Source organism: Cytobacillus oceanisediminis (genome assembly GCF_004366035.1).
Classification (GTDB): domain Bacteria; phylum Bacillota; class Bacilli; order Bacillales; family Cytobacillaceae; genus Cytobacillus; species Cytobacillus oceanisediminis_C.
On record NZ_SOEE01000009.1, the window covers coordinates 141,443 to 166,835 of the forward strand.

General features: G+C 40.3%; 34 protein-coding genes and 1 pseudogene. 7 read left to right on the top strand and 28 right to left on the bottom strand.

Annotated elements, in window-relative coordinates; translation table 11 throughout:
• Window positions 1-204: 204 nt before the first annotated feature.
• From DFO72_RS21805 to DFO72_RS21815, 3 genes are all read right to left on the bottom strand, one after another.
• Window positions 205-978: a TerC family protein gene (locus DFO72_RS21805; protein WP_113884215.1), complete on the bottom strand. Its 774-nt coding sequence runs from the start codon at window positions 976-978 to the stop codon at window positions 205-207.
• A gap of 133 nt (window positions 979-1,111) precedes the next feature.
• The gene (locus DFO72_RS21810) at window positions 1,112-1,969 is read right to left on the bottom strand and encodes a manganese catalase family protein (protein ID WP_113884216.1); all 858 of its coding nucleotides are present in this window, start codon (window positions 1,967-1,969) and stop codon (window positions 1,112-1,114) included.
• A 252-nt stretch (window positions 1,970-2,221) separates the two neighbouring features.
• Window positions 2,222-3,436 (bottom strand): erythromycin esterase family protein, encoded by a 1,215-nt coding sequence (locus DFO72_RS21815; protein WP_113884217.1) that lies wholly within the window; start codon window positions 3,434-3,436, stop codon window positions 2,222-2,224.
• A gap of 152 nt (window positions 3,437-3,588) precedes the next feature.
• Here DFO72_RS21815 and DFO72_RS21820 point away from each other — a divergent pair, with 152 nt between their 5' ends.
• On the top strand, window positions 3,589-3,912 hold the full coding sequence (locus tag DFO72_RS21820) for a DMT family transporter (protein WP_113884218.1): 324 nt from the start codon (window positions 3,589-3,591) through the stop codon (window positions 3,910-3,912).
• 1 nt (window position 3,913) lies between these two features.
• Window positions 3,914-4,261 carry a DMT family transporter gene (locus tag DFO72_RS21825; RefSeq protein WP_113884219.1) on the top strand — a complete coding sequence of 116 codons (348 nt, stop codon included), beginning with the start codon at window positions 3,914-3,916 and terminating at the stop codon, window positions 4,259-4,261.
• Window positions 4,262-4,320: 59 nt separating this feature from the next.
• Here the strand turns inward: DFO72_RS21825 and DFO72_RS21830 are convergent, their stop codons facing one another.
• From DFO72_RS21830 to DFO72_RS21870, 9 genes are all read right to left on the bottom strand, one after another.
• Window positions 4,321-5,160, bottom strand: coding sequence for a MurR/RpiR family transcriptional regulator (locus DFO72_RS21830; protein WP_113884220.1), 840 nt, complete (start codon window positions 5,158-5,160; stop codon window positions 4,321-4,323).
• Between the two features lie 163 nt (window positions 5,161-5,323).
• Window positions 5,324-6,016 (bottom strand): N-acetylmannosamine-6-phosphate 2-epimerase, encoded by a 693-nt coding sequence (locus DFO72_RS21835; RefSeq protein ID WP_113884221.1) that lies wholly within the window; start codon window positions 6,014-6,016, stop codon window positions 5,324-5,326.
• Window positions 6,017-6,040: 24 nt separating this feature from the next.
• Window positions 6,041-7,573, bottom strand: a complete 1,533-nt coding sequence (locus DFO72_RS21840) for a maltose/glucose-specific PTS transporter subunit IIC (protein WP_113884222.1) — start codon at window positions 7,571-7,573, stop codon at window positions 6,041-6,043.
• A 33-nt stretch (window positions 7,574-7,606) separates the two neighbouring features.
• Entirely contained in the window at window positions 7,607-7,789 is a 183-nt protein-coding gene (locus DFO72_RS21845; RefSeq protein WP_113884223.1) for a hypothetical protein, read from the bottom strand.
• 156 nt (window positions 7,790-7,945) lie between these two features.
• The gene (locus tag DFO72_RS21850) at window positions 7,946-8,497 is read right to left on the bottom strand and encodes a GNAT family N-acetyltransferase (RefSeq protein ID WP_113884224.1); all 552 of its coding nucleotides are present in this window, start codon (window positions 8,495-8,497) and stop codon (window positions 7,946-7,948) included.
• 124 nt (window positions 8,498-8,621) lie between these two features.
• Window positions 8,622-9,740 carry a sensor histidine kinase gene (locus tag DFO72_RS21855; protein ID WP_113884225.1) on the bottom strand — a complete coding sequence of 373 codons (1,119 nt, stop codon included), beginning with the start codon at window positions 9,738-9,740 and terminating at the stop codon, window positions 8,622-8,624.
• Window positions 9,730-10,413: a response regulator transcription factor gene (locus DFO72_RS21860; RefSeq protein WP_113884226.1), complete on the bottom strand. Its 684-nt coding sequence runs from the start codon at window positions 10,411-10,413 to the stop codon at window positions 9,730-9,732. The genes DFO72_RS21855 and DFO72_RS21860 overlap by 11 nt, the downstream gene beginning before the upstream one ends.
• Before the next feature lie 20 nt (window positions 10,414-10,433).
• Window positions 10,434-10,997 (bottom strand): VanZ family protein, encoded by a 564-nt coding sequence (locus DFO72_RS21865; protein ID WP_113884314.1) that lies wholly within the window; start codon window positions 10,995-10,997, stop codon window positions 10,434-10,436.
• Between the two features lie 187 nt (window positions 10,998-11,184).
• Window positions 11,185-11,376: a hypothetical protein gene (locus DFO72_RS21870; protein ID WP_113884227.1), complete on the bottom strand. Its 192-nt coding sequence runs from the start codon at window positions 11,374-11,376 to the stop codon at window positions 11,185-11,187.
• A 159-nt stretch (window positions 11,377-11,535) separates the two neighbouring features.
• Between DFO72_RS21870 and DFO72_RS21875 the strand changes: the two genes are divergently transcribed.
• A complete protein-coding gene (locus DFO72_RS21875) occupies window positions 11,536-12,006 on the top strand; it encodes an SRPBCC domain-containing protein (RefSeq protein WP_113884228.1) in 471 nt (156 codons plus the stop codon).
• Window positions 12,007-12,050: 44 nt separating this feature from the next.
• On the opposite strand, the gene DFO72_RS21880 is transcribed toward DFO72_RS21875, so the two are convergent.
• The 3 genes from DFO72_RS21880 to DFO72_RS21890 all read right to left on the bottom strand — a co-directional run bounded on the left by DFO72_RS21880 (window position 12,051) and on the right by DFO72_RS21890 (window position 13,413).
• Window positions 12,051-12,254, bottom strand: a complete 204-nt coding sequence (locus DFO72_RS21880; protein ID WP_113884229.1) for a ChaB family protein — start codon at window positions 12,252-12,254, stop codon at window positions 12,051-12,053.
• Between the two features lie 97 nt (window positions 12,255-12,351).
• Window positions 12,352-12,678, bottom strand: a complete 327-nt coding sequence (locus DFO72_RS21885) for a hypothetical protein (protein WP_113884230.1) — start codon at window positions 12,676-12,678, stop codon at window positions 12,352-12,354.
• 258 nt (window positions 12,679-12,936) lie between these two features.
• The gene (locus DFO72_RS21890) at window positions 12,937-13,413 is read right to left on the bottom strand and encodes an Lrp/AsnC family transcriptional regulator (protein WP_113884231.1); all 477 of its coding nucleotides are present in this window, start codon (window positions 13,411-13,413) and stop codon (window positions 12,937-12,939) included.
• A gap of 208 nt (window positions 13,414-13,621) precedes the next feature.
• Here DFO72_RS21890 and DFO72_RS21895 point away from each other — a divergent pair, with 208 nt between their 5' ends.
• Window positions 13,622-14,551 (top strand): DMT family transporter, encoded by a 930-nt coding sequence (locus DFO72_RS21895; RefSeq protein ID WP_113884232.1) that lies wholly within the window; start codon window positions 13,622-13,624, stop codon window positions 14,549-14,551.
• 96 nt (window positions 14,552-14,647) lie between these two features.
• On the opposite strand, the gene DFO72_RS30085 is transcribed toward DFO72_RS21895, so the two are convergent.
• From DFO72_RS30085 to DFO72_RS21905, 3 genes are read right to left on the bottom strand one after another with little or no spacing between them, the layout of a single operon-like run.
• Window positions 14,648-15,391 carry a BCCT family transporter gene (locus tag DFO72_RS30085; protein ID WP_309472969.1) on the bottom strand — a complete coding sequence of 248 codons (744 nt, stop codon included), beginning with the start codon at window positions 15,389-15,391 and terminating at the stop codon, window positions 14,648-14,650.
• Window positions 15,282-15,902: a BCCT family transporter gene (locus DFO72_RS30090; RefSeq protein ID WP_309472970.1), complete on the bottom strand. Its 621-nt coding sequence runs from the start codon at window positions 15,900-15,902 to the stop codon at window positions 15,282-15,284. The genes DFO72_RS30085 and DFO72_RS30090 overlap by 110 nt, the downstream gene beginning before the upstream one ends.
• Window positions 15,829-16,125: a hypothetical protein gene (locus DFO72_RS21905; RefSeq protein ID WP_243856234.1), complete on the bottom strand. Its 297-nt coding sequence runs from the start codon at window positions 16,123-16,125 to the stop codon at window positions 15,829-15,831. Before DFO72_RS21905 ends, DFO72_RS30090 begins: the two co-directional genes overlap by 74 nt.
• A 568-nt stretch (window positions 16,126-16,693) precedes the next feature.
• On the opposite strand from DFO72_RS21905, the gene DFO72_RS21915 reads away from it, so the two are divergent.
• Window positions 16,694-17,134 (top strand): cell wall hydrolase, encoded by a 441-nt coding sequence (locus DFO72_RS21915; protein WP_113884233.1) that lies wholly within the window; start codon window positions 16,694-16,696, stop codon window positions 17,132-17,134.
• 58 nt (window positions 17,135-17,192) lie between these two features.
• Here the strand turns inward: DFO72_RS21915 and DFO72_RS30095 are convergent, their stop codons facing one another.
• The 7 genes from DFO72_RS30095 to spxA all read right to left on the bottom strand — a co-directional run bounded on the left by DFO72_RS30095 (window position 17,193) and on the right by spxA (window position 20,910).
• The gene (locus tag DFO72_RS30095) at window positions 17,193-17,420 is read right to left on the bottom strand and encodes a hypothetical protein (RefSeq protein ID WP_243856235.1); all 228 of its coding nucleotides are present in this window, start codon (window positions 17,418-17,420) and stop codon (window positions 17,193-17,195) included.
• Window positions 17,421-17,642: 222 nt separating this feature from the next.
• Window positions 17,643-17,927: an ABA4-like family protein gene (locus DFO72_RS30100; protein WP_243856236.1), complete on the bottom strand. Its 285-nt coding sequence runs from the start codon at window positions 17,925-17,927 to the stop codon at window positions 17,643-17,645.
• Between the two features lie 20 nt (window positions 17,928-17,947).
• On the bottom strand, window positions 17,948-18,115 hold the full coding sequence (locus DFO72_RS30105) for a hypothetical protein (RefSeq protein ID WP_243856237.1): 168 nt from the start codon (window positions 18,113-18,115) through the stop codon (window positions 17,948-17,950).
• 569 nt (window positions 18,116-18,684) lie between these two features.
• Window positions 18,685-19,170, bottom strand: a complete 486-nt coding sequence (locus DFO72_RS21930) for a hypothetical protein (protein WP_113884234.1) — start codon at window positions 19,168-19,170, stop codon at window positions 18,685-18,687.
• Window positions 19,171-19,607: 437 nt separating this feature from the next.
• Window positions 19,608-19,937 (bottom strand): IDEAL domain-containing protein, encoded by a 330-nt coding sequence (locus DFO72_RS21940; protein WP_113884236.1) that lies wholly within the window; start codon window positions 19,935-19,937, stop codon window positions 19,608-19,610.
• 84 nt (window positions 19,938-20,021) lie between these two features.
• On the bottom strand, window positions 20,022-20,435 hold the full coding sequence (locus tag DFO72_RS21945; RefSeq protein WP_113884237.1) for an RrF2 family transcriptional regulator: 414 nt from the start codon (window positions 20,433-20,435) through the stop codon (window positions 20,022-20,024).
• A gap of 79 nt (window positions 20,436-20,514) precedes the next feature.
• A complete protein-coding gene (gene spxA, locus DFO72_RS21950) occupies window positions 20,515-20,910 on the bottom strand; it encodes a transcriptional regulator SpxA (RefSeq protein WP_076260056.1) in 396 nt (131 codons plus the stop codon).
• Window positions 20,911-21,136: 226 nt separating this feature from the next.
• Between spxA and DFO72_RS21955 the strand changes: the two genes are divergently transcribed.
• Window positions 21,137-22,570, top strand: coding sequence for a PLP-dependent aminotransferase family protein (locus DFO72_RS21955; protein WP_113884238.1), 1,434 nt, complete (start codon window positions 21,137-21,139; stop codon window positions 22,568-22,570).
• Between the two features lie 174 nt (window positions 22,571-22,744).
• Window positions 22,745-22,889, top strand: a pseudogene (locus tag DFO72_RS30755) (cupin domain-containing protein); the annotation flags it as partial.
• 116 nt (window positions 22,890-23,005) lie between these two features.
• Here DFO72_RS30755 and DFO72_RS21960 read toward each other — a convergent pair.
• From DFO72_RS21960 to DFO72_RS21970, 3 genes are all read right to left on the bottom strand, one after another.
• The gene (locus tag DFO72_RS21960; RefSeq protein WP_113884239.1) at window positions 23,006-23,446 is read right to left on the bottom strand and encodes a GNAT family N-acetyltransferase; all 441 of its coding nucleotides are present in this window, start codon (window positions 23,444-23,446) and stop codon (window positions 23,006-23,008) included.
• Window positions 23,447-23,553: 107 nt separating this feature from the next.
• On the bottom strand, window positions 23,554-24,294 hold the full coding sequence (locus DFO72_RS21965) for an ABC transporter permease (RefSeq protein WP_113884240.1): 741 nt from the start codon (window positions 24,292-24,294) through the stop codon (window positions 23,554-23,556).
• The gene (locus DFO72_RS21970; protein WP_113884241.1) at window positions 24,291-25,202 is read right to left on the bottom strand and encodes an ABC transporter ATP-binding protein; all 912 of its coding nucleotides are present in this window, start codon (window positions 25,200-25,202) and stop codon (window positions 24,291-24,293) included. Before DFO72_RS21970 ends, DFO72_RS21965 begins: the two co-directional genes overlap by 4 nt.
• Between the last annotated feature and the right edge of the window lie 191 nt (window positions 25,203-25,393).

A 25,393-nucleotide genomic window follows, 5' to 3' on the forward strand; every position in this document is an offset into this window, starting at 1 on the left:
TACCTGCCTACAGGAAAAATTATAACTTTATCACCAGTTCATGAAAGCGTTATCACTAGCACTCTTTTAATATCACCTGTAATTTTTTATACTTAATCCGTTCTCAATTTTTTTGTTTTTCCATAATAAAAAAAGACAGCCGCAATAGCTGCATTTTTATGTCCATAAAAAAATGCGTTAATCCAAAGATCAACGCATTTCTCTTTATAAAACTTCACCCTCAGTTTCCTTCTTACCCGGTGCAAACCAGCCAAACAGGGCAATGGCCACCAATACGCCATAAAAGACCAGTGTCCAGCCTGTACTGTGAGGAAAATGATGATCAAGGACACCGATATCCTCATGGGCAAGTGTAATAACAGCAAGCTTGACACCAACCCAGGCGACAATCGCATAAGCGGTTGTTTCCAATGCAGGGCGTTTACCAAGGAGCTTAACAAACCAGGTAGCCGCGAACTTAATCAGGATCAATCCGGCAATCCCGCCCAGCACCACTACAATAAACTGTCCGCCATCCATGCCGCCGAAATCGTTAAGCGGTGAATCCGGCAGACCTAGTGCCAGCGCAACAGCAGCAAGAATTGAATCGATGGCAAAGGCAAGATCGGCTAATGCAATCTTCCCTACTGTTGGCCAAAATCCTTTCCCGGCCGCTTCTTCCTTTACATCCTCACGAATATTTTCATTTTCTTTTCCGAACCTGGCCTTAATCACATGTTTTAAACCAAGGTACAATAGATAGGCCGCCCCAATCGCCTGGATCTGCCAGACGTTTGCAATAAAGGAAATGGCAAAAAGCGCACCAAACCGGAAAACAAAAGCCATAATGATTCCATAATTAATCGCCCTTTTCTTCTGATCTTCGGGTAAATGCTTCGCTATGACAGCTAAGACAAGAGCATTGTCAGCCGACAGCAAACCTTCCAGTCCTATTAATATCAATAATGCCCATGCATACTCGAGCCAAATGGACTCCATCCGCGACACTCCTTTTCTGCAACAAAATGCTCTTCATTGATTCGATAACTATAGATTCCCCAAAAATGCTGGAGGAAACCTTAAAAATATATAATAAAATGGCGTCCTATATTCAGGACGCCAGAAGAAAAAACTAATTATTCAAATCAAAAAGCCCCGGCGCATGCTCATTCGGCATATCAGGCATTTCAGGAACAGGATAGCCTTTAGGCGGTTCTACCACGGCAAGATCTCCGCCATTTCTGCTTGGAGTGGTCCCCTGGAAAACCTCACCGATCCGGGTATCATCAAGCCTGAAATTAAACTGGGCATTGTGGAAGCCCATTTCCACATATTTTCGGCATTCAGGGTATTTATTTAAATCGTAATTTGGAATCGGGAATATTTTGCCCCAATTCACTCCTAACGTTTCAAGTGCTTTTGCGAATGCATTTTGATGGGCATTATCCCGGACAATCAGGAAGGCAATCGTCTCTCTTAGCGTCTTATTGCTGCTCATCTCGTAAATCCTTGATTTCTGTAGAACACCTGTCGATTCAAGAACCACATTATTCAGAAGGTTTGCCACCAGGTTGCCGTGGTCATATACCCAAGAGCCATTCCACGGGTTGCCGCCAGCATCAACAGGAAGAGAAGCCTTTGCCCCCATAATAAAATGATGAGGGTTAGCGCCTCCTTGAATCACATCATCCAATGGAGCCCCATCTTCAGCCTGGTTGCCTGGCATACTTCCCCCAGCATCATTTAGAAGCTGATTAATCGTAGTTTGAACGAGTTCGACATGGCTTAGCTCTTCCAAAAACACACCTCTGATCAGATCACGATATTGCTTCGCTTTCCCTCTGAAATTGGCGCTCTGGAATGAAAACTGCATCAGCGTCCTCATTTCGCCAAACTGACCGCCCAACGCTTCCTGCAGCACTTTCGCCGCATGCGGATCCGGCTTATCCGGCACAATCATATTAATTAAATTTTCTTTATAAAAGTACATGTTCATCAATCTCCTTATTCCGGCACTCTTTATTAGAATGCCTTGCCTTAGGCAGGCTATTCATCAAAGAAAGCAGATTGATCCAAGACTCATTTATTTGGATAGATAAATTAATTAAAAAGCAATGACCCTGAAAAAAAAACACTGTAAGCGAGCTTGCAAAAGCTGAATAAATTACCTTTTACATAACTTCACTTGCCAGGTTAACCAGTACCATTATGGCCACGACAACTTGCATATAGATTAAAAACTTCATACATTACTCTGATCACGCTTAAAATAAATAGGCGGCTTAACCTTCCTGCAAAACATAATGCCGTCATAGTGCTTTTGCGGATGGATGGAAATGGGCAACAGCCCCATCATGCCAGCTTCGAGAAGCTGCCACCTCCGATTCAGCCAGTTCCGCTGTGGAAGCCCCTTTTCACATAAAGGAATAAAACTGTCATGCCCACAGGCCTCCATAAGCAAACTTTCTAACTGCTTATTTGACACATTAATAGGAAAGTTCACTCTAAGCAGGGAGGCAAGCTCACCTTCCCCGGCATAAAAACCTATGGAGTAAACTTGATCCCCATAGCATTTCGATAGCTGCTGCCCGACGTTCGTGATACCAAACAGCTTAGAAGTCACTGTTTTGCTTTTTCTAATATGAAAATTATGAGCCCATACAATGACCTTTTCACCCTTGTAACACTCTTCCATTAACCACTGCAGATTTCCTGACATATGCCTTCCCCGTGTGACGCCAGAAGCAATCCAGCTTTTTGTATTGATTTCCAGCCACTTCAGCCGATTTTCGAGTCCCTTCCCAATAATGTGAAAGATCTTTTCTTTTTCCGGATTATCTTCTTTCCATCTGCTCTCAAACAGCTCTAGACTTGACTGATATAAATTCATACACACTTCTATCTGTTCTCTAATCTGCTTACGTATTTTCGTTCGTCCCCTTATCTCCTCATCAATGTTGAAAAATACTGTTTCTGCCTGATGAATGGAAGCATATAGTTCTGCATCTGTATGAATCTTAAGCCATTCCAGCATGTTTTGCGATATCAGCTGGTATGCAGGCTGAATATCCATACCGGCGAGATGCAGACCTTTCGCCCAGGATTCCAGAAATAAAGGCAGCATTTCTTCATTATGATAAATATCCAGCAGTCCATGCTGGATTTGTTCCCTGGCAGGCAGATCTTTCAGCAGCTTCCTGCAAAATACCGCTTCAAGCAGACCGCTCTCCACTACAATCACATTATATCCATGTGCTTTATGCAAATACTTAATCATATTTATTTTGCTCGTGTAAAAATCCCCAACTCCATGGCTGCTCTCTCCCAGCAGCACAATCCTTTTCCCCTCAACGTATGGATCCATACAGGTGAAATCTGAAGGATCCGTTATCTCACTGCTCTTGCTGGCTATTTGATCTATCCAAAGTGACTTTGTTTTTCGTGTTATAAAATTCATTAACAAGCCTCCATCATAGGCGGGGTATATCCATGAATACGATTTGGAAATAAATTGGTTTCACTTTTTCTTTTATTCATCTACTTGGCAAAAGGAACCTTCGAAAGGGCAAAATGAATTGAATCCATTCGGAGAAGAAACGGGGAGGCTTTATGAATGCTTATTTACTTTTAGCATTAGCCATTGTAAGTGAGGTGTTTGGCAGTTCCATGCTCAAAGCAGCAAACGGATTTAAAAAGCTTCTGCCATCTCTTGGGGTAATCATTGGATACAGCATCGCTTTTTACGCGCTATCTTTATCGTTAAAAACGCTGCCGCTCGGAGTGGCCTATGCCATCTGGGCTGGCCTCGGGACCGTGCTGACAGCCTTGATCGGGATTACCGTCTATAAAGAGAATGTAAATGGCAAGAAAATCCTTGGATTGGCCTTAATAGTTGGAGGAGTAATCTTATTGAACAGCGGTGGAGGCTATTAATATGAGGGGTTACATTTATTTAACAATCTCAATCGCCGGGGAGATTTTTGCCACCACCATGCTCAAGTTGTCAGATGGATTTACCGTGCTGCTTCCATCTGCAGGAGTCATGTTTGGCTATGCACTTTCATTTTATTGCTTATCTTTATGTCTTAATACCGTTCCATTAAGTCTGGCTTATGCCATTTGGTCAGGAGCAGGAACAGCGTTAACTGCGTTAATCGGCGCCATCCTATGGGGGGAAGCATTCAGCAGCCTCAAGATACTGGGAATCATACTGATTATCGGAGGAATAATCGCATTGAATTCTTCCAGCAATGCAGAAACTGCAAAAGAGCCATCACGCTAGGGCTCTTTTTTTGATTTCATCATGTATGGCGAGATTGAGCAGAGGCCGCACTCCCTTTATTAAATATTCTTTAAGGCCCTCAGCGTCTTATCCCGAATCTTAACACGGTTCATATAATCCTTTGCAACAAGTTCTGTGTACAATAAATCAAAGAGCAGAAAAAGAGGGAGCGTTGGAGAAATGTTCTGGCCCATATGCATACTGCTTTTACTCATAACCAGAAGGGATAAATCTGCTAACTGGGAAAGTTCAGATGTTTTATCACTTGTGATGGCAAGCACTGACGCACCTTGCCGCTTGGCAATTTTAACCGCATCAATGACTTCTTTTGTTTTCCCTGAAACCGAAATGCCAATGACAAGATTTCCGTCTGAGCTTAACGCAGCATCCATCACGGCTTGATGAGGGTCTGTAATCGACTCAACCTGGATTCCAATTCTGAAAAACTTCCATTTGAACTCCTGCGCTGCAATTCCTGAGTTGCCGATGCCGTATACATGCACTTTCTTTGCATCCGTTAAAAGTGAAACGGCCTGCTGAATATCTAAATAAGTCATTTTCCGAAAAGTCGTTTCGATAATCTCCAAGTGATTTTGATAGAGATTGGAAAAATAATCAATCTCCTTGATATCACTGGACACAGCCGGTTTGTTTCTTAAATCGATATATCTTTTTAATTCATGCTTAAATTCATTAAAACCTGAAAAAGAGATTTTCTGACAAAAACGGGTGATAGTAGCTGGGGAAATATGAATTTTTTTAGCGATTTGATTAATCGACATTTGGCTGATTTCATCAGGATTTTCGATTATATACTTTGCCAATTCCGACTCAGAGCTTGTGAACTTTTCCATGGTGCAGGCTATGCCATGCAGAAGATTCTCACCGAGATATTCCATACTCTTTCTCCTCTATTAGATAATCCATAGATACATTATACAAGATACTTTCCTTACTTTTAGATTATTTGCTAAAAACTATGAAATACCCTTAACTAGCAGCACAAAATCAAAAAGCTGAAAACAACCCAGTCGGCAGCCTGGGCTATTTTCAGCTAATCTTTTATTTTTGCATAGCGTCTACAAATCTTTTCGTAATGATCTGCGGTCTTGTAATCGCACCGCCTACCACAACTGAGTGAACTTGAATATTCAGCACAGAGCGTGCGATTTCCGGGGTTGATACATTCCCTTCAGCTATTACCTTTGCATGCTTCACATCTTTGACGATTTGTTTGATCACGGCGTAGTCATGATCATCAATTTTCAGTCCTTTAGTTTCTTCTGTATATCCGTATAATGTTGGTGCCACTATATCAAATCCCAGCTTATCGGCAAAAACAGCTTCTTCCACTGAAGAAACATCTGCCATCAGCAAAATCTGTGGATACTTTGACCTTATCTCCTTATAAAACGATTCTAAATCCCTGCCATCCGGCCGGATCCGATTAGTTGCATCTGTTGCAATGATTTCGGCACCCGTCTCAGCTAAGGCATCGATTTCTTTCATGGTTGGTGTAATAAAGACAGGATGGTCCTTGTATACCTGTTTGATGATACCGATCACAGGAAGATCGACCAGTTCTTTAATTTCCCTAATATCAGGGACGGAGTTTGCCCGAATGCCAGCGGCTCCTCCCTCCTTTGCAGCCAATGCCATGCGTCCCATAATGAACGGACTATGAAGCGGTTCTCCATCTAAAGCCTGACAGGATACGATTAGTCCATTTTTGATCTGTTCCAGCACTTGATGCATTTAAAAACACGTCCTTATTATTTATTACTGACCTAAATACTCTTCTACTTCGTTTTTAACAATGGTGACTTGAGGTCCATAAATAATTTGAACACCCGTTCCTTTTTTCACAATTCCTTTTGATCCAGTCTGTTTAATGACATCATCTTTTACCAGGGAATCATCTTTAACAGTTACCCGCAGACGAGTCGCACAGCAATCAACAATATCAATATTATTTGTTCCGCCTAATCCTTCTACAATTGTTTTGGCACGGTCTGTAGCTGAAACTTGCTCTGCTGCCTGTTCTTCATCTTCACGTCCAAGAACTTTGAAGTTCTTTTTTCTGATTAGGAATTTAAACGTAAAGTAGTATAGGAAGAACCATGGAATACCTACCATCAATACATATGGCCAATTTGTTTTATCAGCACCTTGAAGAATTCCAAATAAAATGAAATCAATAAATCCCCCTGAGAAGGTTTGACCGACCGTAATATTGAAAATGTCTGCCATCATAAAAGCTAAACCATCGAAAATCGCATGCACTAAATAAAGAAGAGGTGCCACGAACAGGAAGCTAAATTCAAGAGGTTCTGTGATACCAGTCAGGAATGATGTTAACGCTGCTGATAGCAAAATACCTGCTACCACTTTTCTGTTTTTCTTTTTAGAGCAATGGTAGATGGCCAATGCGGCTCCCGGCAGGCCAAACATCATTGTAATAAAACGGCCTGACATGAATCTGGATACCCCTTCGTAATATTGTTCAGTCGATGGGTCACCCAATTGTGCAAAAAAGATATTTTGTGTACCGCTGACTAATTTTCCGCCAATCTCCAGTGTTCCGCCGAGAGCGGTTTGCCAGAAAGGAAGGTAAAAAATATGGTGCAAGCCAAGCGGTCCAAGCATACGTAAAATAAATCCATAGAAAAGGGTTCCGATTTCCCCGGTGCCTGTAACCACTGACCCAAGCCCATTGATTAACGCCTGGAAATAAGGCCATATCACAAATAGAATCGCTCCTACAAAAATCGAAGCAAATGAAACGACTATAGGAATAAAGCGAGAACCCCCAAAGAATCCTAACACTTGAGGCAGCTGAATTTTATTGTATTTATTATGCAGGGCAGCTGCTGTAATCCCGATGATAATTCCGCCAAATACACCAGTTTCCAAAGTCTGAATCCCGACAGCCAGACCTTGACCTGCTCCTGCCAGGTTATCCTTGGCCAGGTCTCCGGTTAACGAAAGCAGTGCACTGATAGTACTGTTCATAACAAAATAACCGATCATGGCTGCTAAACCAGCCGTTGCTTTATCTGAACGGGCTAAACCGATCGCTACCCCTACCGCAAATATGATCGGCAAGTTGGCAAATACGATTGAACCTGCCGCACTCATGATCGTAAAAATGGCTTGCAGCCAGCTGATATCTAAAAATGGATAAGCTGAAACCGTATTCGGGTTAGACAGCGCTCCGCCAATTCCTAATAATAAACCTGCTGCCGGCAAAACAGCTATTGGCAGCATAAACGATTTACCAAATTGCTGTGCCTTTTCAAAAGCTTTTTTCATTGATACTGACCCCCTTTATCTTGATGAGAAGCTTTACTGCTTTAACCTTCTATCCGTATCATATATTCGCAGCTGCAGCAGTTCAATGGAATTGAAACCGTTTTCAACCCTTTTCATCATTCTGCCGCCAACGCTGAAAATACGTTCAATTGCAAAAGTGCCCAAAAAAACATATAGTGAAATTCGGATGCCAGTAACAGGAGAAATAGTTAACAATTAAGTTTTATTCCGTTAAATTTTCATTTACAATACTAGACCAGCCAGAAAATATCTGGCTGGTCTTTTGAAATTGAAATATCGCTAACAGGGCCTTCTTTTTAAGGAGAGTGACAATTAGCCATTAACCTGCAAAAGGAGTTGTCTACTAAACAGCTAGGCAAGATTATTAAAAGAATTAACCTTGATTCGCCAAATCATATGATGAGCCCCTTCTCCCCAATAATCCTTTAACAAATAATCCGGTTCTCCAAATTTTCTTCTCCAGACTTTTTGTGAATGTTTATATCCTGAATCTAAACAGAATTCTTCTACCCCTTTATTCCTTAAGGTCAAATACATTGATGCTAACAATTGATTGCCTATGCCTTTTTTCTGATAGTCAGGATGTACAAAGACTGTACCCACTTCATAAAAGCCATTAAGTGCCTGATCCGAACCTCTGATTATTAGCTCACTGGCTGGACCGTATTCTATTGAACCAACGATTTTATCGCCAAGTAAAGCGATTAGAAAATACCGTTCCTTACCGCCGCTTTTCATATCCATATTCAAATAGTTTTTCTTGGCTATAATTTCTTTTTCCATGTCTTCCAGCAAATCACCAATACCTTCTTTAAGAAACGTATCGGTTATTACCACTCTAAAGAAACTATTTAGCACTCTTACATCCTCTGCTTTTGGCCTTCTTATCATGATACTATTCACTATTAACTCCCTTTCGCGGCTATGGCTTACCAGGCCAGCCGGCCAATATTTCCTGCATATTCTCCGATCAGGCCGCAGTCAGCCATTTAAAAAATGCGTTAATCGAGGATTAACACACTTTTGCTCACTTACTTCTATACTTCTTGAATAATCTTATCGTAAAAGCCGTTTTCCCTGGTGCACTCTCCACATCTATGTACCCGCTATGAAGATCGACGATGCTTTTGGAAATCGCCAGTCCCAAACCCGAACCACCTGTATACTGGGATCGTGACTTTTCAACGCGGTAAAAGCGATCAAAGATATGCGGAATATCAATGCGCGGTATGGCCTGGCCATAGTTAGCAATTTCAATCTCAATCATGTCTTTTCTATCATGTATCGCAGCATCCAGATACCTGCCGTCACTTCCATAGCGGATTGCATTTTGGATAAGGTTTTCGAATACACGGGCCAGCTTTACCCCATCCCCCTCTACAACAGGATCATTAACAGATGAAAATAATCGGAACTCCATTCCTGCTGCTTCCAATTGCACCTTTGTCTGTACGGCCAGCTGATTAAGCATTTCCTCGATATTAATAACTTCCTTATGCAGCTTGATCTGCTGGTTCTGCATATAAGTGAATTCAAAGATATCATTAATTAACGCATATAAGCTTGATGTCTTATCATGAATGATTTGAACATAGTGGCGAAGCTCGACCTCATTACTGTACCGGTCATTATTAATAAGATCCAGATATCCTATAATGGACGTAAGCGGGGACCTTAAGTCGTGAGCTACACTCGTTACAAGCTCATTTTTTAGCTGCTCTGTTCTTTTGACTTCCTTAATTGCTTCCTCCGATTTTTCAATTATCTTTTGTATGCCATCTGCGAGTGCCTGAAATTCAGGCTGCACGCAAAAACCTTCTGAAGCATACTCCTGCCTCACCCATTGCTGAACATCCTCTGTCACTTTAATAAGATTAATGGCAAGATATCGTTTCCGCTCAAACTGATAAAATATCAGCAAAAATAACCCGGTGGCCAAAAGATAGAAAACAAGGAAGATGAATTCACGAAAATAGGATAGGATGAAAAACAGGCTCTCAAAAAATCTGGTATTGTCCTCTAAAAACCATACTGCCGGCAGGAGAACAGCTCCTATAACCACCGCCAGGAAAAGTGACAGCAGGATATACATCATGACTTTCCACTTAGGCAGATATCGCAGCAGATTCATAATATTATTTTTCAATTTTATACCCCACTCCCCAAACGGTCTGAATGATCGATTCACCCGGCACGGCCGCTTCCAGTTTTTCGCGAAGATTGCTGATATGAACCATGACAGTCTTGTTTGAGCCTTCACCAGGTTCATTCCAGACCTTTTCAAAAATTTCCTCCGATGCATACACACGGCCGCGATTCTTAGCCAGCAAATATAAAATCTCAAATTCACGCGCTGTTAGTTTTATTTCGCTTCCCTCAGCGGTAACGCCATGGCTCCGCTTTTCAATGGCGAGAGATCCGATATATAATACATCATCATCTTTTCCGGTTGTTTTATAATTTGCCCGGCGGAGCAATGCTTTTACTCTCGCTGCCAGCTCCAAGGGATTAAACGGCTTAATCATATAGTCATCGGCACCAGTCATTAAACCCATGATTTTGTCCATATCCTCTGCCTTGGCGCTGACCATCAGGATCGGCACCTGATTGTTTTTTCTGACATATTTGCAAAATTCAAGTCCATCCATCTTCGGCATCATGATATCTAAAACAATCAGGTCAGGAGAAGCCTGTTCCAGTTTCTTAAGTGCTTCTATGCCATCCCCGGCTTTATCAATGATATAGCCATCATTCTTCAGATATACTTCTATCAAATCAGCAATTTGCCGATCATCATCAACGATCAGGATTCTTGTCATTGCCTGTTTCCTCCCATCAGCTAAAGCTGAAACTGTTTGAGAATACTATTTAAAGGAGATACCTTAAACATGCGCTTAACAATCAGATATCCAATAACTGCTCCAAGAGTATTCGCAAGCAAATCATTGATATCCGTGCTTCTTCCGCTTCCCAGTGTTACCCGTATGATCAGCTGCAGAAGCTCAAAGGAAGCACTCAGCAGAAATCCAAGCTTTGCAGCTTTCTTAGCACTGCCTTTCGACTTTATTATAAACGGTAAATACATGCCAAAAGGAATCAGCATAATAATATTTAACAAAAACGTTTTCAGATCAATTGTCAAAATGGGAATAAAATTGATTGCCTTATACCACGGCGTCCGATTTGCATAAATCCCTATATTCACATCAATTGGGAAAAACACCAGGTGCAGGACGCAAAGCAAGTAGATTCCCAAGGATATCAGAACGGCAATTTGTAACGGCCTTACCTTTTCCTTACGGCACCTCGTCCAGATCCAGAGCCCCATTAATCCCAGTAAAGCGGCTGGCAGAAGTACATACCATGATGGAATTGAAAACATTATCGACATTGTTTCTTTCAATTTAACTTCCTCCTTATCTTTCAATAAACACAGTATAGGAAGAAATTCTAAAGAGTTTTTAAAGAAGAGATTAAGAATCAGTAAAAAAGTTAGTGAATAAATAAAACCCGCCCTGATTGGCGGGTTCTGTATTATGGAATTTAAAACAATCTTTAAATTTTGCATACAGATGGTAAAAAACAAATGACTAATCGCATCCTCCGCCATCTCCACCAAAGCCGCCTCCAAAACTATCACAGTTATGTGAACTGCTATAGTCTCCTGTATGGTGATAGGAAGAATGACTTTTACCGCTGGCATAAGAACGATTCGATGGTCTGGAACCACCAATAACGATCATGATAATAAGAAGTAAACCAATTATAATGACTCCTGACATTTCCATCACCCCTTAATTTTATATACGGATGATGGTTTGTTTAGTTTCAGAAAATTTAAATAAGTTAATCGATGCATTTATGAGTTTAACAACAGGAAATTATTGCCGAAAAAACTATTATGATGCCTTTGAATAACTAGAAAGAAAGAGGATTTTAAGATGAAAGAAATGCTGGTTTACAGATATGAAGATGTTATCCATGCCCCGATTGACTTGGTTTTCAAATACGTAGATGATGATGAAAAAATAAAGCTATGGAATACTATGCTTATCGAAAACATTTATGACAATAAGGAAAATAAACCGGTCCCAGAGCCTGGCACCAAGTTTGTCACTGTTCAGAAACTGGATAAAAAAATCATCAAAATCGATTCCGAATTGATTGAATATGAAGCTCCTCATAAAGTTGTTATGCACTCTCATTCCAAAGAAGGCTTAAGCATTTCAAAGTATCTCTTATCAAGAGAACATGACGGAACGCGATTGATTGTGGAAGCAAGTCTTGTTCCAAGCAACTTCTTCTATAAGCTGACAACCAAACTTTTAGGATGGACAGCTAAATTTGTATTTGAAGAGCAATACCAGAACTTGAAGAGATATGTGGAGAATGAAGCGGTTGAGGATGAATAAAAAAGGTGCCCTGAAAACGGGACACCTTTTTCTGTAAAAGCTTTTTACTCTTCCTTCTTCACCCATTTATCATCATTATTCTTCTCATATTTCTTCTTCACTGCACTCCAGGCAACCTTAAAGGCCGTTTCTTCCTCGTTATATTCTTCACTTGCAGAATTAAACGCTTCCTTAAAAATTTCCTGAGCGTGATGCGGAAGATTATCCTTGACGGAATCAGGCAGATCGCTTAGTTTATCATAAGGCATTTTTGCTTCCTCCCCTGCACATGTACTTATATGTATTTTTCCTGATTAATTGCACCTTAAACACTGCCCTTGGAAATACATGCTGCCCGTCATCCAATTACTCGGAAGGATTATTAATCAGTTCATCATAATACTCCTGCGGATTAGAAATATGGTTATCAATGAAAAACTTAGCCTGATCTTTGAACATATCAATGTAAGACTCTCTGCTAATGGCTAAATCCCCTAAATCAGCAGTGTCTCCTTGAACTTGTACTGTATCTGCCTTTACGTCAACAACAACGGTCATATATATTTTATTCTTGTAAAGAACAGTTCCCGTCACTCGTTGTTTCACTAAGTCGACAAGAGGAAATTCATGGCGTACACCTGTTGGTTTAAACAGTGTAAAGCCTGCATTAGGTTTATCTTTATGATCATTCATGATTCCACCTCATCATTTCTTCTACTGAAGGCTGATAGCTGTGCATAAAAAACGGAATAGTATCAATAATTTCCATGGATTAAATCCAATCATTCACATAAGCCACTAATCCGATCACAGAACCAATTACAGCGCAAAAAGCACATAATAACGTATTTCGGGCTGCACGAGCTTTTTTGTCAAATTAATCCCTCCTGACCTTGGTTCCTGCTTTCTACATTAATTATTGGAAGAGGTTTCAAGTTTTCGTTAAAGACGCTACTCCTGTATCGGCAGCACCGTCGAATCCTTAATCTCCCTAAGTGCCAGGCTGGTCTGAATCTTCGTGATTCCCAATTCATTCAGCTTCCTGATAAACATCTCCAGCCCCTTGCGATCCCTGCAGGCTACTTTCAATAGATAATCATACTCCCCTGTTAAACAATGACATTCTAAAACTTCCTTCATGGATTCCAGCGTTTTTTCAAGAGATTCCAGTTTTTCAGCCTGGTGCATGTTGGTGCTCATGAACACGAAGCATAATAAATCAAAGCCCAGCTTCTCATGGCTTAAAATAGCCACATGCTTTTGGATATACCCTTCCGCTTCCAAACGCTTAATCCTTGCGTGTACAGCTGGAGCAGACAGATTCACCCTTTTCGACAGTTCCAGATTGCTAATCCGCGAGTCCTTTTGGAGCAAATCCAATATTTTTATATCCAGGTGATCTAATACCTTGCTTACAATCGATTCCACTATCCATCAGCCCTTTTCAATTATTCCAAAACACTGATCAAATCACTACTCAGGATGAATTTTCTATACTATTAATCTAATATACTTTTAATTATTTCGAATTAATCCTATTATACAAAATTATCTTTTGTTTTAATTAATAAATGTTAAAATTATTCATATAAACAATGTCATTGTGCACAATGGCTCTGAAAAGGAGCTAAATGACGTGAACTATTATCTTCTCCTTCTGTTAACAAGTTTTCTCTGGGGCGGAAATTTTATTGTAGGAAAAACGCTCGTGGATCACGCATCTCCTATTACCTTAACCATATTAAGATGGGCCATCGCCATTATCTGTCTCGTTCCTCTTGTCTGGCATAAAGAGAAACGGCTGCTGCCTCCGAAAAATGCCATCCTGCCATTATTGCTAATGGGCATCACGGGAGTAGCCTTGTTCCAGGCACTGCAATTCATGGCACTGGAAAAAACATCGGCCACCAGCGTTGGCTTAATCTCTACATTAAATATGTTTTCCATTGCTGCATTCTCTTTCATTTTTCTAAAAGAAAAAATAAACATACTGCAGCTCATGTCCATGTTCGTTTCATTGTTTGGCGTACTGCTGGTCCTTTCAAAAGGAAGCCTGGAGATGCTGGTCTCACTGCAGTTTAATAATGGGGATCTTTATATGATGGCCGCAGTGGGCATGTGGGGAATCTATTCGGTCTGCAGCAAATGGGCCATGTCTTTCGTTACACCCATGATGTCCATCTTATACTCAGGCATATTTGGCCTTCTTGTGCTTTTGCCGTTCAATACTGCTGGTTTCACCGTTACAGATGTCAGCGCTTCATTTCTTTTATCCATTTTGTATACGGGTCTGATTTCAACAGTCCTATGCATGGTGCTCTGGAACATCGGGGTCAACCAGCTGGGACCAAGCACTTCCGGCCTGTTCCTAAACTTTAATCCGATTTTCACAGCCATCTTAGCTTTTATCTTCTTAGGAGAGGTCATGAACTGGATACAAGCGGTCGGAAGCATCATTGTCATTGCGGGTTGTTTCTTATTCTCTGCACTTAAAAGCAGGCCTGGAATAACAACAATGAGAATACCAGCACCAGTATTTTTAAATAAGCCGGTTAAGGAGAGATAAAACGCAGCGCCTGTCCCTTTAAAGGGAGCAGGCACATTGCATTCCTTCTAATCTTTTGTGCAATCAGGGACAGTGTACCTGTCCTATTGTCCCCGATTATGCCTTTTTAGCAGCGGCTTTCTTTCTTATACTTTTAACGATAGGCTCATCTTTTAAGCCCTTATAAGTGGAGTAGCACATGACAAGCATGAGAATGGCTAACGGGATAGATGTAGCAACCAGGGCTGACTGTAAGCCGGATAGACCGCCTGTCATAATTAATACAGCAGACACCCCAGCAATTACAATCCCCCATATGACTTTTGTTGAGTGAGATGGATTAGGGTTTCCATTTTCACTGATCATCCCTAATACAAAAACAGCAGAATTCGCAGAAGTTATAAAGAAAACAAGTACAAGTACCATAGCTAAAATACTTAAAAAGACATTCATTGGAAAATAATTGAAAAACTTAAATAAAGCAGAGGTTACATCGGTGGAAACCGCCGTTGCAATCGCTGTTTCGCCCATATTCTGAATAAGATCAATGGCGGATCCGCCCATCACGGCGAACCAGAAGAATGCTCCTGCAACAGGGATAAAGATGGCCCCGATCATAAACTCTTTGATGGTTCTGCCCTTTGAAATTCTGGCTACGAAACTGCCGACAAGCGGAGCCCAGGCGATCCACCAGCCAAAATAAAACAGTGTCCAGCTAGCAATCCATGTTCCATCACTATAGGGCTCAGTCCTAAACGACATCCCTATAAAATTCTGGGCGTAATCCCCTATTCCTTGAAAAAAGATCTTTAAGATGGATTGGGTTGGTCCAAGAAACAATATGAATGCCAATAGGCGCAAATGCCAGCAGCATATTAAGGTTGGACAAATGCTTCATCGCTCCCTGAAGACCTGAAACAGTGGAGCCGACATAAATAAAACTTACAACGAGAATAATAGCAACTTGGGTATAAAAGCTTACCGGAATACCCCACAAATAATTCATACCGCTATTCACTTGAAGCGTTCCAAATCCCAGCGATGTAGCTATGCCAATGACAATGGAAAGAATGACAACGACATCAATCAGTTTGCCAAAAGGGCCCCTGATTTTGTCGCCTATTAATGGATAAAAAACAGAACTCAGTGATGCCGGCAGCTTTTTGCGGAATTGGAAAAAAGCTAAGGAGACTCCTACAACTGCATAACACGCCCATGCAGATACCCCCCAATGCAGGTAAACAAATTGCATTGCCAGCTTTGCGGATTCTTCTGAAGATCCTTTCCCAAAGGGAGAATCAATATAGATGTAAATATATTTTGGATGGGGAAGAAATTGAAAAATTTTTCTTTTGCAGTTGATTGTAGTAATGGAGGGTTTCCTCTTTAATTGCTTCTAATGTATCTTCAGACAAATCTCCTTTGTTAAAAGTAACAAAGGAGATTTTTCCATCGTCTGTTTTAAAGTTTTTTAGATTACTCTCTTCAGTTGAAACTGCTTTTTGGGAAGTTGCCGGATCTGAATCAGAGCGGCTGCAGCCGGTTATCAAAAACAGCAGGAATACAAAACAGCTGATTTTTATTGACCTGCTCAATTTATCTCCACCTTTCTAAATATTAGTGAGGTATTGAATGTGTTATCAAATAAAAAACCATTAATATACTAAACCCGCATAGCAAAATTAAAATCGCATAAAAAACCTTCCTCCATAATCCGCCTATGAAGTAGACACTTACTAAAAAATAATAGATTAGTGCACTTCCCAAAATAAACAGGAGAAATTCTTTGGTTTCTTCCTTTGAAGGCAGTGGCGCCCCCGAAAATAAATAGGCCTAAAACATATAATAATTTTTTCAGGCTTACTGCACCTTTATCATTTTGAGTTTTCAAGATAACCACCCCTAAGTAATGGTACGGATTTCCATATAAAAAGTTTCATCAAACGCCCTTTTTTCGCATGTTTCAAACGGAGACAGCATATAAATTAGGTAGCTTATTTAAAAAGAACTCGAAGCAGTTAAGCCACACTAACTGTTTAAATATCCGTAATAAGGGGGTGCTGAACGCAATGCGGTTTGCACCCCTAATTAATATTTCTTCCTTTGAACCCGTTATCATGTTTACAGGATTTCTTAATACAATTCTTTTAGAGGTGATAAAAAGTGCCAAGAGTACAATATACCGACAGTGACGTGGCTTTAATGGCAAGAATGATGAGGGCGGAAGCCGAAGGTGAAGGAAAACTGGGGATGCTTATGGTCGGAAATGTTATAGTCAATCGAAGAAAGGCTAATTGTCTCGATTTTGTCGGCCTCAGGACAATACCTCAAGTGATATTTCAAGTGCAGGGAGGAAATTATTCTTTTGAAGCCGTACAGAAAGGAAATGTTTTTTACAACAGGGCCAGAAGTGTAGAGAAACGATTGGCCAAACAAACCTTAGACTTTTGGAGGCAGCATCCTTCTAAGTTTGCTCTCTGGTATTTCAATCCGTATGCTCCATGTCCGCCAACATGGTACGATCAGCCTTTCTCTGGGCAATTTAAACAGCATTGCTATTATGAACCCCAAGCTAATACATGTGAAAGTGTTTATAGATGGTGACCATACCCCCACGTTTTGTGGGGGTCATTTGAGCTTTCATCCGTTTTCATTAGGCGAATCAGAACAGAGATTTAATCCACTTATGTCCCGGTTCATGTGTCTCTAAAACGGTTCGAAGCCAATGTTTTTTCTCAGCATCGAGGTAATCATTTATTGCTATAAAGTCTAAATGATCTTTATCTCTTGTGTTTTTAGCTTTGAATAATAATACAATTTCCGGATTTAAATAAGGAATACCAGTTTTTGAATAGCTCCAAACTGAATTGATGGGCAGAGAAATGCGCATATCCCTTCTAAACCTCCATACCTGATCTTCCCTTTCATTTAAGAGAATTTCTATTCTACCACCATTTAAGTTATTAGAAGCGTGTATTTCATGTACCGGCAGCTCTAAATGCTCATTTTGCCAAGAATGGACTTCGCCTTTAATTACCTTTTTAAAGTCCCATTCTTTCAGATATTTCTTTAGGTATAACTGGTCCTTACGGAATATCGCGATCTCAATATCCTAATGATTTCTTGTTTCCCGGCCAACGAAAAGGTCAATAGCCCCCCCGCCTGCAACGAACCAGGGTTTCGTAAAGCCTGTCATTAATGAAGCAATATCCCGGCATTGATCAAATGACATAAAATCCCCCTCTTTTTTACAATCTGCCCTTTCAAGAGTATCCGCATAATTATCATCTATAACCAGCATCGGTTCCTTTATGGATTCCAGGATCCTTTCTATACTGACAGACTCCTTTTCCAGTTCTTCGCTAACAATTCTATACACTGTACTAACCGCGTCCATCCTTTCTGTTTCTTCCTAACTCATACGATATGATTGATTTTTAGAAACTTATCCGTCATGCCATTTATAAACCCATCAACACGAAACAAGCTATATTGAAGCAAGTTCCAATCAGGTCCATCATCCCCCATATCAAAAACAGATATGGCAGACAAATAGGAATTGATACTTCTGCTCTCTCCTTTCACAACCCTCCACGAATTAAACAACTCGTCTTTCCATTTATCTTCTTTCTCAATAGGTATCTAAACAAATTTCTCAAGCCAGTAAGCCGAATTTTCGCCTATTGCAGCTATAGCCTCAAGTTTTCATAATTCCTTTCCTAGCTTTGTTTTATATAGTGCCTGTATCCGAGATTTATATAAATGCTATAAACAAAAGCTGACATCAATAATATAAATAACATTCTCTTAAAGTATTTTTTCATATTTGTCTTATTCATCAAATCACCCTCTGATCTATCGTTCCAAAAAATAAAAAGCCGCCCTTCTGGCAGCTGACTAACTAGCAAAATTGATTAACACTGCTCCCCAATAAAGACAACTCATAGTAAGAAAAACGAATGCAAATGTGGATATCGCTTTTGGCAATTTACCGTGTGTATAAATGAATGCACACCCAATTACAATGTGAATAATAGCAAAAAGAATTAAGATCATTTTTTCCACCTCTTTACTAAGGGTATTAATAAAAATTGAAAGCAATAAAAATAGCCGCCTTTTTCAGAAGAACTACTTATCAAAACAATCGGTAATTCTTACCATTTCAATATGGAGGCATCTATAACATACACGCCACCCATAAACACAATCCAAACAAAAACAGGCAACCCTAATGATTTCAAAGCATATCTCCAGCTGCCGAATTGTTTGCGGCGTAAAATATAATCCGTAATAAAAAATAACACAGCAGCTGCTAAACTCACTCCAAACAGAATTGATCCAAAAAGCAAATGCAGGATTAATGAAATGTATAATTCCAGTTTCCTGTTGGTACGGTTCGAAATAAAAAAGGCTAATAAGTCACTAACTGCAGAAGTTAATGTGCCATAAACCAAAATAACCGGGAAGCTGTATAAAAGATAGAAGGGAATGGATAGTATAGTTCCCTGAAAGTATTCACCAGCCGAACTAGCTTCTCCAACAAACGGATCCGTTAGAATCAGACCTAACACAACCGCGAACAGTGACCCTGAAATCGATGCAGCTATTATTTTTCTTGCAAACATTTGACTGACGCCCATCTTATAGCCGCTCCTTTTTCATACATACCATCCCTGCTCATTCTTCTTAACCAGATTGATCAACAATATGTAAAACGGAAAAACAGCTAGCTGCAGCTCCGTTCCAAAAATCTGCTGTTAATATGAATTTTTAATAATACCTACCTGTACATATTCGAAACCAATATCCATCTTCCTCCAAATAAATTGGAAATTTTTATAGATTTTTTTATATCACTTTCTAATATATTACTTTTAGATTCACTTCTTGATATTGTTCCTATGACCTGCAGACAAGGAAGCACCCAATACGGTTATTTTCATGCAGAACCAAAGCTGACAGAAATAATAAGGAATCGCATGGACAGCCAGAATGCACAAATCTGTAAGGCAATATAAAAAAAAGTGCCTGAATCTGCCTGCTTATAAGCAGACGGACACAGGCACTTCCCCAGATTTTATTTAATATCCTTCACAAGTTCTCTCATCGAGTTAAGCTTCGAGGTCAATTCAAAAAACCATTCTTCATCTCCAGTGGAAAGCGCAAGGTCAATCAGGAAATGGATCTGTTCTTTATTGGCTACTTTTGCTGCCGGCATCTTCTTAACCTGTTTGCTAAGCAGGGGAATGATTTTACCTTCAATGGTTTTATTATCACTTGAAATAACTTTTGTCTTAATAATTCCTTCTTCAAGGGTTTCGATATAGCCAACGATTAATTCCCCTTCATGGGATTTTCCTTTAATCCAATCTCCCGCTTTTAAAATGGCATTATTGTTGGACATCATATTTATTCACCTACTTAAATTAGATTTTAAAACTGTAATATTTTTAATTACATTTTAACGAATGGAAAGCTTGTTAGCTCCCAATTAATTTTCTTTATAAATCAAATCAACAATATCCTTTAATGTATAGTGCTTTAAATATTCACCTAAATGTTCCTCTGCACCTAGAAAGATATTGATCAGAACTCTTTGCATATTTGCACCAACTACACACGCTTCATTTGAATCCGGACACTTGGGCTGCAGTGCCCCTTCAGAAGTAATCTTATAAATATCCCAAAGATTCACTTCGCTTAAATCCCGGGCAAAAATAAATCCGCCGCCCGTTCCCTCTTTTGATTTAATAAATCCATGTTTTTTTAATAAACTCAGGACTTTTCGGATGCGGACCGGATGGACACCTGCACTTTCAGAAATCGCATCGCTCGTTGACATGCGATCCAGCTGCAGGGCGAGATAAGTTAGACTGTGAATGGCAAGAGTAAAATCGCTATTCATGGCCGGCCTCCTATATTTTCTCATACTGTACTGTAATACTAAGTGTTACAGATTGACTTGTCAAGAATTTACAGTCTGGTTAATTTGCCAATCTTTGCAGTTCATTGTATGAAAACGTGCGAAACTTCCGTGGAAGGAAGCTGCGAATTTCGTCCTCGTTAAAGCCGACCTGGAGTCTTTTTTCATCCAGAATAATCGGTCTGCGAAGCATTTGCGGATTATCGATAATCAATTGATATAACTCTTTTAGCGGCATGGAATCGATATTCACGTTTAACTCCTGGTACGCTTTTGATTTAGTTGAAATAATCTCCTCAGTCCCATTTTCTGTAAGGCGCAGAATCGATTTAATTTCATCCACTGTAAGCGGATCTGTTACAATGTTCCGTTCAACATACTCTATTTGATGCTCCTCAAGCCATGCCCGGGCTTTCCGGCAGGAACCGCAGCTTGATGATAAGAATAAATTCACCATTTAAAAAACACTCCCTCTATTGTATTCATCTTTATAAAAATGTAATAATAAAAATTACAGTTAATACGCAACTTAAGATGCATTCATTTATGCTACAGGATATACTGTAATAATAATATTTACAGTTGTAAAAGTCAACATGAACTTTTACTCAATCCTGCAGCCGATATTTTTTTTAAGAGCTGATATAATATTACATAAATCATTTTACAAGAGGATGTTTCAATTGGATTGGAAACCTGATAGAAAATCAAAAACACCTATTTATAAGCAGCTGGCGATGTATATAGAAAACGGAATAGCAGATGGCACATTCCCTCCTGACAAACCGCTGCCTTCAGAAAGAGGATTAGCAAAACAGTTTGATATCAATAGAAGCACGGTTGTTGCTGCATATGATGAACTGGAGTCAAACGGGATCGTTGAACGAAATCGGGGAAGCGGTACGATGGTCAGCAAAGATATTTGGGGAATAGCCAAAAGACGTATTCCAAGCTGGAACCGGTATATTGAAGCAGGCTCCTTTTTGCCCAATTTGCCAGTGACACAAAGGATCCATAAAGAACTGGCAGAGACAAAACTGATCAACCTGGCCAGCGGTGAACTCTCCCAGGACCTCTTTCCTTTGGCTTCGCTAAGAGAGATTACTTCCAATCGCTCTTTTATCGGGACACTGGGGTACGATCACCATCAGGGAAATGAAATCCTGAGAAAAACACTGACTGACCATGTAAAAAAGTTCCGGGACATCGAGACCAGCCCTTCTTCCATACTTATTACATCCGGTGCCCAACAGGCCCTGCACCTTGTCGTCCAATGCCTCTTAAAACCCGGGGACTCTGTTGCCATCGAGGATCCCTCTTATCACTACAGCCTGCCAATCTTTAAATCAGCCGGAGTCAAAACTTATTATTTAAAAACAGGCAAGGATGGAGTAAATCCTGATGATATTATAGCCTTATATAAAAAGCATCGAATTAAGATGATCTTTTTAAATCCTATTTTTCAGAACCCAACAGGCACATTGCTTCCTGAAGACAGGCGCAGAAAAATTCTTGAATTGTCCTCTGAATACGGGATTCCGGTGGTAGAAGATGATCCTTACAGCCTAACATCCTTTACCGGCCAAAAAATGAATACACTCAAATCCCTGGATTACAACGGCATTGTTTTATATATAAGCTCTCTGACCAAAATTGTCGCTTCCGGGCTCAGAATCGGCTGGATCATTGGCCCCAGATCAGTAATTGAGAGGTTATCTGATGCTAAGCAGCAGGTGGATTTCGGTCATGGAAGCTATTCGCAATGGGTTGCGAATGATTTTATTGAGTCCGCAGGCTTTGAGTCACATTTAAAATTTCTAGCCAGGCAATTGGAGCAGCGGAGAAACTCAATTGTTTCAAGCCTGGATCATTTCCTGAAAGACCAAGTGGAATTCAGCACTCCGCAAGGTGGAATCCATCTTTGGTGCCGGATCAAAAAAGATCACAATGAAAATCAGCTGCTTGAGGAATCAATTAAACGGGGTGTCATCTATGTTCCCGGAACAACCATGGGATCTGAGAATGGATTCGTGCGTTTTACGTTTGGCAGGGAAAATGAAGAGAACATCCATGAAGGGATTAAGCGGTTTGCTGAGGCTCTGAATAATCTCGAATAATGAAAAAACGCCTGATTTTCAGGCGTTTTTTCATTATAAATAGGTAATGCAGAATTCCCCCGATAATACAAACATAGAGAAAACTAGCGGAACCCCAAATCTTTATTTTGACACAAGCGATAATGTTTTTTCGAAAGAGACCCTGTGCAGCTTCTTCGTATCAGGATCAACAAATTGCGCCTGACTCCTCCAGAAGTTTTTCAGATGGCCTATGGTGTGGATTCCAGTAAAATAGCAGATGCCCTGTCATCAATTAAAGAGTGTGGTAATTGGGCCCCCTGAAAAAAGAGAGCCCTCAAAACTTAATACAAATTACTAGAATCCAGATAATACAAAGAGAAAAAAAAATAAAATATCCATAAATATTAACCATAATTCTATTGATACTTAAATGGATCCAAGGGTATGGAAAATCCATGCCTTTTTAAGATTCCATTAAATACTCAATTCATAATGATAAAATTGCTCATCCCGCTTAAACCCGATTTTTTCATAGAGTCTTTGAGCAGAAAAATTATCAGGAGCCGTACTGAGGCTGATACTTACCGCACCTGTATCAGCAACTAGCTCTTTCGCTTTGTCTATGAGTTTTTCCCCTATTCCCTGTTTCCTTGCCTCTTCATCCACATACAAATCATTCAGGATCCAGGCTCTTTTCATAGATATAGATGAAAAAGTTGGGTAAAGCTGAGTAAATCCAAGATACTTTCCTTCCTTCTTCACTACATATATGACAGAATCCTTCTTATCTAAGCGTTCTTTTACGTAATCGCCTGCTGCCACCAAATCGGGTGTTTGTTTGTAAAATACTCGATATAAATTAAATAATGCGGAAACTCCCTCCAGATCCTCCATTGATGCTTGATAGATTTCCATGTTCATAACCACCTTTATAACTATAATTAAGTAATTATATAAATATTAACAAATATTTGTAAACTCAATATGTTCATGTAATGAAAAATACCCCAATCTATTAGGGCTTACTTCCCGCTCCACCGAAAGAACCGCACAGCAAGCACAACAGACACGATAGCAATCCCAATCAAAACAGCTGTCTCAAATCCATATTCAGTTATTGGCGCTTCGGTCCATGTCCCCCTCAGCAATTGAATCACATAATAAAGCGGAAGGATTTTAGCTGCGTATTGAAGGACTGATGGCATCATCTCAAGAGGAAAGGTCGCACCTGAGAGGAACAGCATCAGGTTCAGGAATAAGGAACTGATGGCTGCTGCAGACTGTGCATTTTTAGCTAAGGATGTCAGGAATAAAGCAAACGGAAAAAAGGCCAGGATGCTGATCAGCAAAGAAAGCAGCGTACTACCAATATAAGCTGGCAGAGTCAGGTCATACAGAAGCATCCCAAAGATCATAAGAAGCAATGCAGATATAGCAAAGATAACGGTCCCTTGAAAGGTATGGGCGGCGAGGATTTTCCATGGCTGAAGCGGAGTTGACTGATACCTCCTTAAAACACCCGTTTCCCGGTAATTGGTTAAAACGGTTCCCAGTGTGAAAAAGGAAGTGGTTACTATGTTGACACCGATCCATGAAGGAACAAAGTATTCCGCAAAAGCCTTTTGGCTCATGTTATCACCTACAAACATGGAACCGAACAGCCAAATCATGACAACTGGAAACAGGAACGTCCAGAACATGCTTAACCGGTCCCTAAAAAACATTTTCGTTTCAAGGCTGGCGAGCTTTACAATTGCATTCATCCGATTTTCTCCTTTTCTAAATACTGGACAAATAAATCATCGAGTGAGCCCTTCTCAAACTTAAAGTCAGCCAGAAGTATCCCCTTTTCCTGGCAGTGAGCGAAAATGTGATAAGCTGTTGTCTGCTGATCATCGCAGTACACTTTAAATTCGTCCAGATTATTTTCCACTCGTTCAACACCAGGAAGGGATTTTAAATATTCCCGGCTAAGTCCGGCACTCGTAAAGGCAAGGCAGTCAGCAGCCCCTTCATTCAACAATTCATGCGGTGTATTCAGTGCTTTCAATTGGCCGCTGTAGATCATTGCCACCCGATCACAAAGTTGCTCAGCTTCTTCCATATAATGCGTGGTCACGACAATGGTGCTGCCCCGGTCCCTTAACAGCCGGATCAATGACCACATTTCCCGCCTTGCTGAAGGGTCCAGCCCCATGCTCGGTTCATCGAGAAAAAGAATTTCTGGTTCATGCAGGGTGGCTAAGGCGAGGGTCACCCGCTGTTTCCAGCCGCCGGATAGGTCATCAAACTTTACGCTCATTTTTTCGCTTAAACCAAGCAAGTCTATTAAATAATCTTTTTGCGTCGGTCCTTCGTAAAAAGAAGAAAAGAGTTCCAGCGCTTCTTTTACTTTCATATTCTTCTGAATAGAAGTGGCTTGAAACTGCACACCGATTTTTTTGTTTAATTCACGCAGCTGTTTGCTTGGAACAAGACCAAGCACTTCGACCTCCCCTCCGCTCGGGACAGAAATCCCCTCAAGTATTTCAAGTGTTGTCGTTTTCCCTGCTCCGTTCGGTCCTATAATTCCGAAGATTTCCCCTTTATAAACGGTAAAGGAAAGATTCTTTACTGCCCGGGTGGCACCAAAATTTTTAGATAAATTTTTTACAGAAATGACACTTTCCATCCGGATCCTCCTTTAATCTTTATATAATCAGTATAGGGGTGCCATTTCCAATTGTCACCAATTGAAAGGCGACACGCAGGATGAGTATGATAAGATGCACAAATCGGCTTCCGACCTGCAAATTTCATGATTCTATATGCTGAATTTCAGTCAGTATGACTGTTTCAAAAAAATAATGCCTGCACTACTTA

Excerpts from the sequence above, each read along its gene's own strand:
- DFO72_RS21840 (WP_113884222.1), bottom strand. The coding sequence starts at position 7,573 with ATGAAAAAAGCTTTTGAAAAGGCACAGCAATTTGGTAAATCGTTTATG.
- DFO72_RS21885 (WP_113884230.1), bottom strand. The coding sequence starts at position 12,678 with ATGAATGATCATAAAGATAAACCTAATGCAGGCTTTACACTGTTTAAA.
- DFO72_RS21960 (WP_113884239.1), bottom strand. The coding sequence starts at position 23,446 with ATGGAAATCTATCAAGCATCAATGGAGGATCTGGAGGGAGTTTCCGCA.
- DFO72_RS21820 (WP_113884218.1), top strand. The coding sequence starts at position 3,589 with ATGAATGCTTATTTACTTTTAGCATTAGCCATTGTAAGTGAGGTGTTT.
- DFO72_RS21830 (WP_113884220.1), bottom strand. The coding sequence starts at position 5,160 with ATGGAATATCTCGGTGAGAATCTTCTGCATGGCATAGCCTGCACCATG.
- DFO72_RS21930 (WP_113884234.1), bottom strand. The coding sequence starts at position 19,170 with ATGGGCGTCAGTCAAATGTTTGCAAGAAAAATAATAGCTGCATCGATT.
- DFO72_RS30095 (WP_243856235.1), bottom strand. The coding sequence starts at position 17,420 with ATGCGCATTTCTCTGCCCATCAATTCAGTTTGGAGCTATTCAAAAACT.
- spxA (WP_076260056.1), bottom strand. The coding sequence starts at position 20,910 with ATGGTGAATTTATTCTTATCATCAAGCTGCGGTTCCTGCCGGAAAGCC.
- DFO72_RS21965 (WP_113884240.1), bottom strand. The coding sequence starts at position 24,294 with ATGAATGCAATTGTAAAGCTCGCCAGCCTTGAAACGAAAATGTTTTTT.
- DFO72_RS21875 (WP_113884228.1), top strand. The coding sequence starts at position 11,536 with ATGAAAGAAATGCTGGTTTACAGATATGAAGATGTTATCCATGCCCCG.
- DFO72_RS21945 (WP_113884237.1), bottom strand. The coding sequence starts at position 20,435 with ATGAATAGCGATTTTACTCTTGCCATTCACAGTCTAACTTATCTCGCC.
- DFO72_RS21880 (WP_113884229.1), bottom strand. The coding sequence starts at position 12,254 with ATGCCTTATGATAAACTAAGCGATCTGCCTGATTCCGTCAAGGATAAT.
- DFO72_RS21805 (WP_113884215.1), bottom strand. The coding sequence starts at position 978 with ATGGAGTCCATTTGGCTCGAGTATGCATGGGCATTATTGATATTAATA.
- DFO72_RS30100 (WP_243856236.1), bottom strand. The coding sequence starts at position 17,927 with ATGGACGCGGTTAGTACAGTGTATAGAATTGTTAGCGAAGAACTGGAA.
- DFO72_RS21815 (WP_113884217.1), bottom strand. The coding sequence starts at position 3,436 with ATGAATTTTATAACACGAAAAACAAAGTCACTTTGGATAGATCAAATA.
- DFO72_RS21810 (WP_113884216.1), bottom strand. The coding sequence starts at position 1,969 with ATGTACTTTTATAAAGAAAATTTAATTAATATGATTGTGCCGGATAAG.
- DFO72_RS21860 (WP_113884226.1), bottom strand. The coding sequence starts at position 10,413 with ATGACAAGAATCCTGATCGTTGATGATGATCGGCAAATTGCTGATTTG.
- DFO72_RS21835 (WP_113884221.1), bottom strand. The coding sequence starts at position 6,016 with ATGCATCAAGTGCTGGAACAGATCAAAAATGGACTAATCGTATCCTGT.
- DFO72_RS21870 (WP_113884227.1), bottom strand. The coding sequence starts at position 11,376 with ATGTCAGGAGTCATTATAATTGGTTTACTTCTTATTATCATGATCGTT.
- DFO72_RS21970 (WP_113884241.1), bottom strand. The coding sequence starts at position 25,202 with ATGGAAAGTGTCATTTCTGTAAAAAATTTATCTAAAAATTTTGGTGCC.
- DFO72_RS21825 (WP_113884219.1), top strand. The coding sequence starts at position 3,914 with ATGAGGGGTTACATTTATTTAACAATCTCAATCGCCGGGGAGATTTTT.
- DFO72_RS21940 (WP_113884236.1), bottom strand. The coding sequence starts at position 19,937 with ATGATGTCCAACAATAATGCCATTTTAAAAGCGGGAGATTGGATTAAA.